This is a genomic window from Streptomyces sp. SCPE 10, assembly GCF_051980735.1.
GTDB lineage: Bacteria > Actinomycetota > Actinomycetes > Streptomycetales > Streptomycetaceae > Streptomyces > Streptomyces misionensis.
The window spans coordinates 285,443-297,499 of sequence record NZ_CP197069.1; the positions used below are offsets into that span (position 1 = coordinate 285,443).

11 protein-coding genes and 1 tRNA gene are annotated in these 12,057 nt (G+C 72.3%); 5 read left to right on the plus strand and 7 right to left on the minus strand.

Going from position 1 to position 12,057, the window contains the following annotated elements; all coding sequences use genetic code 11:
• Positions 1-59 precede the first annotated feature (59 nt).
• Positions 60-1,136, minus strand: a complete 1,077-nt coding sequence (locus ACSP97_RS01255) for a LysR family transcriptional regulator (protein ID WP_355327745.1) — start codon at positions 1,134-1,136, stop codon at positions 60-62.
• A 184-nt stretch (positions 1,137-1,320) separates the two neighbouring features.
• On the opposite strand from ACSP97_RS01255, the gene snpA reads away from it, so the two are divergent.
• Positions 1,321-2,013: a snapalysin gene (gene snpA / locus ACSP97_RS01260; RefSeq protein WP_355327743.1), complete on the plus strand. Its 693-nt coding sequence runs from the start codon at positions 1,321-1,323 to the stop codon at positions 2,011-2,013.
• A 107-nt stretch (positions 2,014-2,120) separates the two neighbouring features.
• Here snpA and ACSP97_RS01265 read toward each other — a convergent pair whose 3' ends face one another.
• A complete protein-coding gene (locus ACSP97_RS01265) occupies positions 2,121-2,870 on the minus strand; it encodes a hypothetical protein (RefSeq protein ID WP_440556102.1) in 750 nt (249 codons plus the stop codon).
• A gap of 113 nt (positions 2,871-2,983) precedes the next feature.
• On the opposite strand from ACSP97_RS01265, the gene ACSP97_RS01270 reads away from it, so the two are divergent.
• The 4 genes from ACSP97_RS01270 to ACSP97_RS01285 all read left to right on the plus strand — a co-directional run bounded on the left by ACSP97_RS01270 (position 2,984) and on the right by ACSP97_RS01285 (position 5,829).
• Positions 2,984-3,068 (plus strand) — tRNA-OTHER (locus ACSP97_RS01270).
• Between the two features lie 422 nt (positions 3,069-3,490).
• Positions 3,491-4,756, plus strand: coding sequence for a PP2C family protein-serine/threonine phosphatase (locus ACSP97_RS01275; protein WP_358680021.1), 1,266 nt, complete (start codon positions 3,491-3,493; stop codon positions 4,754-4,756).
• Positions 4,740-5,216, plus strand: a complete 477-nt coding sequence (locus ACSP97_RS01280) for a PH domain-containing protein (RefSeq protein ID WP_355327738.1) — start codon at positions 4,740-4,742, stop codon at positions 5,214-5,216. Before ACSP97_RS01275 ends, ACSP97_RS01280 begins: the two co-directional genes overlap by 17 nt.
• A gap of 136 nt (positions 5,217-5,352) precedes the next feature.
• The gene (locus ACSP97_RS01285; protein WP_355327735.1) at positions 5,353-5,829 is read left to right on the plus strand and encodes a RidA family protein; all 477 of its coding nucleotides are present in this window, start codon (positions 5,353-5,355) and stop codon (positions 5,827-5,829) included.
• Between the two features lie 13 nt (positions 5,830-5,842).
• On the opposite strand, the gene ACSP97_RS01290 is transcribed toward ACSP97_RS01285, so the two are convergent.
• The 5 genes from ACSP97_RS01290 to ACSP97_RS01310 form a co-directional block, all read right to left on the minus strand.
• The gene (locus ACSP97_RS01290; RefSeq protein WP_440556103.1) at positions 5,843-6,682 is read right to left on the minus strand and encodes a PhzF family phenazine biosynthesis protein; all 840 of its coding nucleotides are present in this window, start codon (positions 6,680-6,682) and stop codon (positions 5,843-5,845) included.
• A 96-nt stretch (positions 6,683-6,778) separates the two neighbouring features.
• Positions 6,779-7,582: a proline hydroxylase gene (locus ACSP97_RS01295; RefSeq protein ID WP_355147349.1), complete on the minus strand. Its 804-nt coding sequence runs from the start codon at positions 7,580-7,582 to the stop codon at positions 6,779-6,781.
• Between the two features lie 85 nt (positions 7,583-7,667).
• Positions 7,668-7,862 (minus strand): hypothetical protein, encoded by a 195-nt coding sequence (locus ACSP97_RS01300; protein WP_355147347.1) that lies wholly within the window; start codon positions 7,860-7,862, stop codon positions 7,668-7,670.
• Between the two features lie 120 nt (positions 7,863-7,982).
• A complete protein-coding gene (locus ACSP97_RS01305; RefSeq protein WP_440556104.1) occupies positions 7,983-10,931 on the minus strand; it encodes an alpha/beta fold hydrolase in 2,949 nt (982 codons plus the stop codon).
• A gap of 348 nt (positions 10,932-11,279) precedes the next feature.
• The gene (locus ACSP97_RS01310) at positions 11,280-11,921 is read right to left on the minus strand and encodes a carbonic anhydrase (protein WP_440556105.1); all 642 of its coding nucleotides are present in this window, start codon (positions 11,919-11,921) and stop codon (positions 11,280-11,282) included.
• Between the last annotated feature and the right edge of the window lie 136 nt (positions 11,922-12,057).

Sequence of the window (12,057 nt, forward strand, 5' to 3'; positions counted from 1 at the left end):
TCCCTGCCGATCCGCTCGGCGGGCTGTCGGTGCCGCGCGGGCTCGCCGAGCGGAGCGGGCTACCGGGTGTCCCGGGTGGCGGTCTGGAACGAGCCGGTGTGTGCTTCGATCGCCGGTGCGGGCAGGTGCGGCCGCTCGCGGAGCCGGACCGGGCGGCGTCGGTCGTCCGGTGGGCCTGCCGCCTCGACGGGCGGCACGGCGGCCGGGGCGCGGGCGCTTTCCAGCCACTCCATGTAGGCCGGCGCCTCCCGGGCCACCGCCCAGTACGACTCCTCCAAGGACGGGTAGACGTCGTCCAGTTCGGCCTCGGTACGGGCGGCGAGCAGCAGCCGCACGCCGATGGGGTCGCCCTCCAGCGGGCGGATGGCCAGGTCGGGGCGGGGGTGGGCGGTCGGCTGGCTGACGGTGACGACCTCGCCGATCGCGGCCAGCGAGTACGCGGTGAGGTAGTCGCCGTGCAGCATCTCCGAGCGCAGCCCCGCCGACCGCAGGGCCCGGCACAGCGCGTCCCACTCGCCGTCGACGGTGGCGTCGATCATCCAGCGGTCACCGGCCAGGTCGGCCATCCGCACCCGTCTTCGCGAGGCCGCCGGATGGTGGGCGGCGAGGGTGACGAACTGCGGCTCGCGTTCGACGAGGACGCGGACACGGAGTCCCGGCGGCATCCGCAGCGGACTGCCCTCGACCTCGTGCACGAACGCCATGTCGAGCCGGCCGTCGGCGACCATGGCCAGCAGCGTGTTGGCGGACACGTTCATCTGGAGCGTCGGCTCGATCCGCGGCCCCCCGGTCCGCAGCCGGTACAGCCAGCCGGGGATGGCGCGGTTCGCCGTGGCGCCGATGCGCAGCTGGAAGCCGCCGGCGGCGCGCGCGGCCGCGGCCCGGGTCTCCGTCACGATCGCCGCGAACTCCGCCACCAGCGGCCGGGCCCGGCTGAGCACCGCCAGGCCCAGCGGGGTGGGGCGGCAGCCGGCGCGGGTGCGGACGAACAGCTGGGCGCCGAGGGCGTTCTCGATGCGCCGCAGTTGCGTGCTCAACGAGGGCTGCGCCATGCCGAGTTCCCGGGCCGCTTTGTGCAGACTGCCGGCGTCGGCGATGACACAGAGCACGCGCAGATGCCTGACCTCCAGCTCCATGAGGGGGAGCGTAGAGCGGGGCACCGTGGGACACCAGATGTTGAAGTTCCCACGAATACGGACGAGTTGGCACGTGATAGCGCGGTGCTATCCCCGATTGCCATCATCCCGCGCCCCGTTCAACTGTCCGAGACTTCCTGGCAACCGATCGTTCCACCCCACAGAACGAGTAGGAGCCCCCCACATGACGTCGATCCGTACCAGGACCGGGCAGAAGAACTCCAGGAGACTGGCGGCCCTCACGCTCGGACTCGGACTGGCCGCGGCGGCCCTGGGCACCGCGGCCCCGGCGGGCGCCCAGACCCAGGGCGCCGACCGGGCCCCGGCCCGCAGCGCCGCCGGCTACGTCGGCTCCGCCGAGAACAGCGGCAACAAGGCATTCTTCGACGCGGTGTTGAAGTCCGTCGCCCAGCGGCAGGCCGAGCACCCCTCCCTCAAGGCGGTGACCGTCTACTACAACGCCTCCCAGGCGCCCAGCTTCCGTTCGCAGATATCGAGCGCCGCCTCGATCTGGAACAGCTCCGTGTCCAACGTGAAGCTGCAGTCGACGACGGGCAGCGCCGACTTCGCGTACTACGAGGGCAACGACTCGCGCGGGTCGTACGCGTCCACCGACGGCCACGGCAGCGGCTACATCTTCCTCGACTACACGCAGAACCAGCAGTACGACTCGATCCGCGTCGCCGCGCACGAGACGGGCCACGTGCTGGGGCTGCCCGACCACTACAGCGGCCCGTGCAGTGAGCTCATGTCGGGCGGCGGCCCCGGCCCGTCCTGCACCAACCGCTACCCGAACACGACCGAGCGCTCCCGAGTCAACCAACTCTGGGCGAACGGCCTGGCCAAGGCGCTCTCCAAGGTATCCGCGGTGCGCTGACCGACCGCACCCCGGGCGGACCGGCCTCCCGGCCGTGCCCCCAGCACACGCGTACGGACCGCGGCTCCCCGTCGCGGTCCGTACGTCCGTGCCGGGCCGGCCCGGCGTCAGGGGGTGGGCGAGGCCTCGGTGAGCGACATCCAGGCCCGGACCGTCTCCTGGTGGGAACCGGTGGCCGTGCCCGCTCCGACCGCTTCCGCGTCCTCGGCGGAGCATGGTGTTCCCGCGCGGGTCAGCAGGACGAGCGGCCACTTTGGGCCCGCGCCCGGGGGTGCACCGTCGAAGGCGGCCCACTCCCAGGGCCCGTCGAACCGCCATGCCCGGCCGGCGGCGTCGGCGACCTCGTCGCCCTGCTGGAGGAAGGCGTACGGCCGCATCAGCAGGTCGAAGGTGAAGGGGGTGCCGTCACCGGGCTGGATGCAGTATCCCGTGCCGTCGAGATGGCTGTCGTCCGGGAACTCCCGGTAGGACAGGCCGCGAGGCAGCACGGTCACGGTCAGACGGGGCCGGGGCAGCCAGCCCGTTTCGAGCGGTGGATCGTGGTGGTCGACGGACGTCACGTGCACGACGGTCGGTGGTACCCCGATCCGGCAGGCGTCGCCCGCCGCCAGTTGCTCGGGCGGCGGATCGGTACGGAACAGCTCCGCCTCCGCTTCGGGGTGGACGCGCCCGCCGGTGTGCACGCCCAGGGCGACAATCCCGTTCCAGTGCAGGAAATCGCTGCCGGTGTCGATGTCCCACCACGGCCATCGCACCGAAACACAGCCCCACGTCACCCCCCGCTCGACCCGCGTCGGTGTGAAGGGACAGGCGACCGACAGCACGTCACCGACCCGGAACTCCCCCGCATCCACCATCCGACCAGGATAGAAGGCCCCTTTCCGCGCCGCCCGGCAGCCGGCGGCCAGGGGCCGCGGCACGGAGGGGGAAATGAGTCGACGCGCGCCGTGCCGGTGGATACATTCGCTCCGGCCATACGTCGTCCAGCGGCGCAGGACACGGCACGCGGGTTCGCCCCGATACGGAAACCCCGGTTCGAATCCGGGCGTTGGCCACCCGCTGCTCCGGCTTCCCGACCGGACCTGGGCCTTGGACGAAGCGTTTGCCCAGGGTGCCGCCGGTTACGCGCGTGACACCGTCCTGGCGACGGGGCGGTGGCCGCTCACGCTCGACGCGATCACGGTCCCGGTCGGGCACCTGGTAAGGCGAGCCGGACACCAGCCACTCGCCCGACCACGGCGCACGGCTCGCCGCGCGTGTGCCCGGGGCACGACGCCACGTCACGCCGGAGATCGGCGGTGCGCTGCCGTGAGCGCGTGCCGAGGCGATCCTCAGGGTGATCCTCGGGAAGGCCGGGAAGGCCGCCCGTGGCGCCGCCGCGTAGTCGCCGGGTTGATCACCGGGGCCGCCCCGGGCGGCCAGGCGGCGAGGCTTCGGCCCGCGGGCGTGTGTCCGGTAACGGGGGTACACCGGTGGTATGAGTGTGCGGCGTGCGTCGGTGGACCGCTTCCTGGCAGGACGGCCGGGCCGCGGGGCGGTGGCGATTCCCTTGGCGCTGATCGCCGCGATCACCGCGGCGGATCTGCGTTCCCCGGAGGACGTCCATCTGGGCCCCTTCCTGGTGGTCGCGCCTGCCCTCACCGCGTCCCTGGCCGGGCCGCGGCTGACCGCGCTCGTGGGGGCGCTGGCTGTGGCCGCCCAGCTGTGCATCGCCGTGTTCCACGGCGGGCTGACCACCTCCAACCACATGGCACAGGTCGCCGCGCTGGTCGTGCTCTCGGTCCTGGTGGTCTTCGTCTGCCAGGTGCGCGAACGGCGCGGCCGGGAGCTGAGCCGGGCGCGTTCGGTGGCGGAAACGGCGCAGCTCGCGTTGTTGCGGCCACCGCCGCGCCGGATAGGGCCGCTGCGGGTGGCCTGGATGTATCTGGCCGCCGAGGACGAGACCCGGATCGGTGGCGATCTGTTCGCCCTGGCCCGCACCGACCGTCCCGGCACCCGGGTGATCATCGGCGACGTGCGGGGTAAGGGCCTGGCCGCCATCGGCGAGGCGTCGGTGGTGCTGGGCGCGTTCCGCGAGGGCGCGCACCGCTGTCCCACCTTGTCCGACCTGGCGGCGGCCCTTGAGGAGAGTGTGGCCCGGAATCTGGAGGAGGTCGCCGACACCGAGCACGACCCCGGCGAGCATTTCGTCACCGCCCTGCTGCTGGACATCCCCGACCATGGAACACAGGCGGAAATGATCAGCTGTGGCCACCCGCCGCCCCTGCTGCGACACGATCACCACGTCACCGCCTTGCACGCGCGGCATCCGGCACCCCCCTTGGGCATGTACCAGTCTCCCGACTCCAGGCACCGGGCCGACCCCTTCACCTTCGAGCCCGGCGACATGCTGCTGCTCTACACCGACGGTGTCATCGAAGCCCGCTCGCCCTCGGGAGCCTTCTACCCGCTCGTCGAGTGCCCCGCCGTGCGCCGCGGCGCCACGCCCGACAGCCTGGTCCGCGAGATCCATCGCGAACTGATCGATCACGTCGGGCACGAACCGGAGGACGACGCCGCCCTCCTCGTCATCGAGCGCTGCCCCACTCACCGCCTCCAGCGGTCACATCTCACCGACGGCACCGCGCGTGACCAGGACGAGTTCGCGCACCGGGCGGACACTGTCGGCCACGAGAACGTCACCGGCGATCTGGCGAACGGGCGGGGCGGATGGCAAGATCGCGCGGATGGCCGATCATGCTGAGTTGTCGTTGCGTTGGGGTGGGCAGTCCGCGCGCTGGTGGACCGCGGCGTTGGCGTTGGTCGCGGTCGCCGCGGCGGTCGCGGCGGGTCTCGGTGTTCCGGGCGCGGAGAAGTTGGCGATCTTCGCCGGGGTCGTGGGGGTGGGGGTCCTCGGGTGCGGGCTCGGGATGCTCAGACGACGGGTGGAGGCGGGCCCGGAGGGCCTGCGGCTGCGCGCGGTGCTGCGGTGGCGACGACTGGACTGGGACGAGATAGTCCGCCTGGAGGGCCTGCGGGTGGCCGCCGTCGACTCCCGTGTCCGCAGTTCGAACCTGCGTGTCGTGGCCACGCTCCGCGACGGCTCCACGGTGCCGCTGCCGGTGCCCTGGGTCGGTGCCGACGACATGGGGGAATTCGAGAGGCAGCTGTCCCGGCTGCGTGCGGTGCAGCACCGTTACGCGCGCGGCAACCGGAGGGCCTAGCGCAGGTCGCCGTCAGTTAGCGACGTGCCGGAAACAGCTCCTCGGTGACGGGCGAGACCGCGAATCGGGCGATACACCCCCGGCGGAGCGGGCGCGGTGCCACGATGGTGCTCTTCGTCCAGTACCGGGAGGGACAGTGAGCGCTGACATCCGCGGCAGGCTGGCCGGGCTCGGGCTGCGGTTGCCGGAGGTGAGCGCGCCCAAAGGGGCGTATGTGCCGGCCGTGCGCAGCGGCCCGTTCGTCTTCGTGTCCGGGCAGATCCCGTTGACCGGCGGGGAGATGACCGCGACCGGCAGGGTCGGGGCGGAGGTGTCGCCGGAGCGGGCCCGGGAACTGAGCAGGCAGTGCGCGCTGGCGGCGCTGGCGGCCGCCGACTCGGTGGCACCCCTGGAGACGGTGGTGCAGGTGGTGAAGGTCGTGGGGTACGTGTCCTCGGCGCCCGGGTTCGTCCGGCAGGCCGAGGTGGTGGACGGGGCGAGCGAACTGCTGGTCGAGGTGTTCGGCCGGTCGGGCCGGCACGCTCGCAGTGCTGTCGGCATGAACATCCTGCCGCTTGATTCACCCGTGGAGATCGAGGTCGTCCTGCGAGTGTCCGAGGACGACGCCCGATAGCCGGCGGGCCGGTTCAGGGGAGGGGGACCGCCGTCCCCGTCACCTCGATGCCGGCGGCCGGGTCCGCCGGGATCGCCACCGTCAGGAGGCTCGGGCGGCCCATGTCCACGCCCTGGTGGACGGTCAGTACGGTGGGTGGCGTGACCAGCCCGTTGCGGCGGAGGTATCCGCCGAGCGCCGCGGCCGCCGCGCCGGTGGCCGGGTCCTCGACGACGCCGCCCGGCGGGAAGGCGTTGCGGGCGTGGAAGACGGTGTCCGACTCCCGGTGCACGAGGGCGATGGTGGTCCAGTTCCGGCGCGCCATGAGGGCGTTGAGCGCCGGCATGTCGTAGTCGAGGTCGGCAAGCCGTGCCCGGTCGGCGGCGGCGATGACCGGGTGCCAGGCGCCGGCGTAGGCGACCTGGGCCGGCAGGGCCGGGTCGAGGTCGGTCGCGGACCAGCCGAGCGTCGCGAGGAGTTCGGCGAGGTCGGCGTCGGCGAGGTCCGTCGTGCGGGGCTCGACGCTGACCAGGGTGGCCGTGACGGACCCGTCCGGGGCGGTCGAGGTGGTCACGGGGACGGTTCCCGCCCGGGTGTGCAGCAGCAGCCGGCCGACGCCGTGCCGCGACGCGTGGGCGACGGCCGTCGCGATGGTGGCGTGGCCGCAGAAGGGGACCTCGGTCTGCGGGCTGAAGTACCGGATGTCGAGCGCGCCGTCGGGGCGCGGGACGACGAACGCCGTTTCCGAGTAGCCGACTTCGGCCGCCACGGCGGCCATCGTCGCTTCGTCGATGCCGGTGGCGTCCAGCACCACACCTGCCGGGTTCCCGCCCCGGGGGTCGCTGCTGAAGGCCACGTAGCGCAGGATTTCCATCACCTGAACGTAGTCGCTCCGTCACCGAGGAGTCAAAAGTGCCGCGGAGCGCCCGGTCGGCGCGCGATCGGTGCCGGTCGCGGCCGGTCGGGGTGGTCAGGCCCAGGTGACCAGCTGCCCGGACGAGGCCAGTCCGACCGCGAAACCCAGCGCCACCCGCCGAGCGCCCCGGCTCGGGCGTACCGCGTGGAAGTTGCGGGGGTCGATGAGCAGCGCCTCGCCGACCCGGGGGGTGATCTCCAGGGATTCGGCACCGCGCACGACGGCCTCGTCATAGCCGTAGGAGCCGGGCAGCCGGTACGCCTCGTCCCCCGGTTGCCACCGGTGCCGCCACAGCACCGTCTCACCGCCCGAAGGGGGCACACTGAGATAGAGGTTGAAGGCGAACTGGCCGATCAGGGGAACGTCGAGCAGGTCCTCCCGGTATTCGCGCGACGCGTCGTCGAAGTGCACGAGGAAGCCCTGGTTGGGCTCCCTCGCCACACCGTCGCCGAGTCGGCGCCCGCCCCGCCGGCCGACCACGGCGCCGCCGGGCCAGTGCGCACCCAGTGCCTCCCGGCAGACGGCGAAGGGGTCGAACGAGAGGCCGAGGGCCCGCCACGCCCGGGAGTGCCCCTCCAGCGCCTCCCAGTAGCTGTCGGCCACTCCCCCGTCCGCCATGTGGTCGCTGATCCCCACGCCGAACCGCATGACCGGCGGCTGGACGCGCGTCGTGCCGTACGAGTCGAACGTCCTGCGTTCCAGGGCGGTGAGGATCTCCTCGCAGCGCTCAGCGGAGAAGAAGCCGGGCACCCGGACGGCCGCGTACCGCCCGGCGGCGAGGCCGGAGAGGAGTTCGTGGGTGAAGGCGGATGCGGTGGCGACGCGGAAGAACGGATCGTGCGGCGCGACGTGCGGCATGTCCCGAGCGGATGTCCCTGTTGTCATTCGTGGGTCTCCCCCGACGCTCTGAAAGACAGCGGAAAACGAAGGCGCCCCGCCTCACCTACTCGGGAGGCGCTCCGGTGGTGGGGCGGAACGCGGTCTTCGCATCGAGTTCGAGTGCCTGGCGTCCTGCCTCGAGTGCTTCCATCGCGATGCGTCGGCCCGCCTCCGCCTGCAACTCCTCGAGCTCGCTCCCCGGGGCGCCCCACGTCAGGGAATGATCGTCGTAGGTGTCGGTGGTGGGGAGAGCAGCCATAGGTGGACCTCCGCGCGTTCGAGTAAGGGACGCATCACTCAGGGTGAGGCACCGCCAGGCTACGCGCAAGAGAGCCGCCGACCGCGCATTTCCGTCAACTTCCGTGGAAATAAAGGGGTTTCAGGTCGGCATTTCCCGCAAGGTCTTGTCCAGGAGGGCTCTGGCCTGGACGGACAGCGGGTGTTTGGAACTGACCACCCGGTCGAGGTCGAGCACAAGAGTGCGAAGTTCGCTCACCGCTTCGGGTGTGCGCCCGCGTATTCCGAGGAGGACGAGGACGAAGGTGTAGCGCAGGCGCATCACGAGGTTGGAGTCCGAGGGCTGGGAGGCGTCCCGCAGCGCCTCGCGGATGACCTGTTCCGCCTCCTGCGCACGGTTCTGGCTCAGCAGCGAGTGCGACAGGGTCTCCCTGACCCGCAGGACCTCGGGTGTGGCCGGCGGCCAGTGGTTGCGGCGGCTGATGTCGAGGATCTGGCGGGCCTCCGCCTCGGCCTCGCGGTGCGCGCCGAGGGCCTGCATGGTGCGGGCCAGCGTGTGGCGCACGACGAGGGTGTCGTAGTGCTCGTGGCCGCGCACCTGCTTCTCCGCTTCGACGATGGAGCGCAGCATGGCCTCCGCCTCGGTCTGCCGCCCCGTCTGCTCGTGGATCGCGCGGGCCAGCTTGTGCCTGCTGGCGAGGGTGTCCGCGTGGTCCTCGCCCAGGATCCGGGCCCGTGCCCGCACCACGAGGCTCAGCACCCGTTCGGCCTCGGTCAGTTGTTCCCGGTCGAGGTGGATACGGCCGTGTTCGTGGCGCAGGCCGAGGATCTCGCGGTCGTCCTCGTCGAAGCCGAAGGAGGCGCAGCGTTCGATCAGCGGGACGACCAGGTCGTAGGCGGGAGCCGGCAGACCCGTGGCGATGAGGTAGCGGGCGGTGAGCCGGGCCAGTTCGAGGGCCTCGGTGCGCACCGTGCGGTCGGACAGCCGCGGTTCACCGAGCAGGCAGGCCTTGGACACCTCCAGTGCGTGCGGGGCGAGGGCCGCCCACAGGGGCCAGTTGGCGGGGTGGTCGGGATTGCGGTGGTCGGTGGCCGACAGGAGCATGCGCAGCGCGACGCCGTAGAAGTCGGCGGGCCGGGCCCGCACCTCCTCGTCCTCGCGCAGCACGCCGTGCACCACGGGGTGCAGGGTCAGCATTCCGGCCAGCTCGCGATGGGCGACGTCCTCGCGCTCGTAGGCGTCCACGAGCCCGACTTCCTCCAGGCCTTCGAGGGCGGCGTTGGTGCTCTCGGCGGTGGCCCCGGGGAAGAGCGGGGACTGGGCGAGCGCGGGCCCGGACAGCAGGCAGCGGTAGGGGATCGGGGCGATGCTCAGGCAGGTGAAGACCTTCAGCAGGGTCGGCGCCTGGGGCAGGTCGTGCTCGGTGAGCAGGTTCATGCCGATGCCGCAGACCTTCTCCACGATCTCCCGGCCCAGCAGTTCGCTGAGCTGGGGTCCGTCCTGGCCCGCGGAGGTGTTCACGGTGCGGCGGAACGTCTCGAAGTTCCTGATGTCGCTGCCCAGGGATATCTGGCTCTCGTTGACCGCTTTGATCACGTCGGCGGCGTGCCGCAGGGCGAGCGGCAGCCCGCCCAGCTCCCTCGACAGTCCGCGGGCGTCCTCGTTGGTACCACCGAGGCCCCCGGTCCGTTCGAGGAGCATGGAGGCGCCGTCGTGCTCGTCCAGCGGCAGGACCTGGTGGATCCGGCCGATTTCACCCCAGGCGTGCCGACGGCGCACCCGGCTGGTGACGACGACGGTGCCCCGCGGATTCTGCGGCTTGCGCAGCCAGCCGGTTCCGGCCGCGAGCGGGCCGTCGGGAGGCCCGAGGCGTTCCGGCTCGTCGGCGTTGTCGAAGATCAGCAGCCAGGGGTCGGGGCAGGCGTCGAGGAAGGTCCACACGAGGTCCATGGCCTGGCCGACGAGCCAGGCCCGCTCCACGTTGATGGACGGGGCGCCCAGATCGCGCGCGATCATCCGCATCCGGAGGCTGAGTTCGGGCATGGACACCCACCACACGCGGCGGCCGGCGCGCTGGGCGCGTTCGGCGGTCTCCAGCGCGATCCGGCTCTTTCCCGAGCCGCCCAGGCCCGCCACGATGTGCACCTGCTGGTAGGCCTGCTCGGACAGCAGGTAGGCGACGAGTTCCTGCCGGTCCTTGCCCTTCAACTGGCCGTCGTTCAGCTGGCCGTAGGGCGGCGCCGGGTAGGGGGCGAAGCCGGGGGCGTCGGCCGCGGGCGAGGGGACGCCGCCCGCGGCGTCCACCGTGGTTCCGGCACCGTCCGGGGCGGCGTCCTCCTCGTCCGCCGCCGGGGCGGGGGGCCGCCGGATGGCCGACGGGCCCTCGGCCACCTCCAGGAGCGCCGCGCGCACGGCCAGGTAGGAGGCGGCCGTACGGTCCGCGGGCTGGACGATGGAGAAATGGTCCGCGGTGATCACGCCGCCCTTGGGGAACAGGCCCCGGGCGACGATGGGGGGCACGATCTCGTCGGTGGAACCGCCATAGGCGCGCACGGGTATGGGGCATTCCGTGTCGCTGTACGCGCGGGCGTGCACCACCGAGCCCAGAACCGTGCGTTGCGCCTCGGTCACCGCCCGGTCGAAGGGCCTCAACTGCTTCTCCTGCGGGTTGTTCCAGAGCTTCAGGAACTTGCGCATGGTGAGGAAGAAACCCGAACCGGTGTTGGGGCAGGCGAACATGGTGAAGTGCTTGATCCGGGCCAGTTCGGCGCCTTCGCCGTTCCACAGCTTGCGGGCGAGGAACCGCTGGACGACGAGGCCGCCTTGGCTGTGTGTGACCAGCACGATCCGTTCGGCGTCGGCGAGTTCGGTCTCCAGGAAGGTGCCCAGCTGGTCGGCGATGTCGTCGGTCTCGGCGACCCGGCGGTCGGGCCGGAGCCGGCCGAGGGGGGAGTCGTACTCGAAGGGGTGGACGCTGACCAGTCCGGCCAGTTCGGGGTCGTCGGCGATGAGCGTCTCGAACGCCCTCCACACCTTGGCCGAGGAGAACAGCCCGTGCACCAGCACGAGATGGACGCGCGTCGACGCCATCGCGAACCTCCGCAGTCATAAGGGGCGTTGAGGCCGAAAGAATTCGATCGCAGATGAAGTGGCAGTCGCGTCAATGATGCACGAGGGGTGGTCGAGGAGCCATGACGAGACGGACGGGAAGCGGCACCGGCGCCCGCCCCGGCATGCCGGGCCGCGACGCCGGCACCGGTGTCGACCGGGGGCGCGGGCCGTCTCGGTGTGCCCTGACCTGTCCAGGTGGCCGGCGGCGACGGTGACGGATGTCGCCCTCGGCGTCCGGCTGCCGGGCGGCGGCGTCGAGGTGCCGCGCCGGTGCGCCGCGCCGGCGGCGGACGCGGGCGCGGCTTCGGGGCGGACCGGACAGGGGGGTCACCCCGCGGGGACGGTGACCCCGCTCAGGCCGTGGGAGGAGACCAGCCGGGCGCTGCCGTCGGCCAGCCGGTAGGACAGGCCCGCCACGCCGACGCGGCCGGTGGCCACCCGCTCGGCCAGGACGCGGGAGCGGTCCAGCAGCAGGCCGACGGTGTGCCGGATGTGCTCGTGGAGGAAGTCCTCCTCCTGGTTCCGTCCGGCGGCGCGGGCCGCCAGGACGCTGGGGGTCACCCGCTCGACGACGTCCCGGACGAAACCGGCGGGCGCCCTGCCGCCGTCGGCCGCGGCGCGGGCGGCCGCGATGGCCCCGCACGAGTCGTGGCCCAGGACCACGACCAGCGGGCAGTCCAGCACGCTCACCCCGTACTCGATGCTGCCCAGCACCTCCGCGCCGACGACATGCCCGGCGGTGCGGACCACGAACAGGTCGCCCAGGCCCTGGTCGAAGATGATCTCGGCGGCCAGCCGCGAGTCCGAGCACCCGAACATGACCGCGAAGGGGCTCTGGGCCGGCGCCGTCTCGGCGCGGCGCGCGGCGTCCTGGTTGGGGTGCTCGGGCAAGCCGGTGACGAACCGCTGGTTGCCGGACATCAGCATCTCGAAGGCGTCGTCGGGACTCCGTGTCAGTGCGTCGGTCATGGCCGCAGGCTACGGCCGGCCCGGCCGGAACACGCGGCCCGGCCCGTCGACGCCGGTCCGTTCACTCCCACGGCGGGCACGCACGGACGCCGGTGTTCCCCGCGGGCGGTCGTCGCCCCTTCCCGCCGAGCCTCGT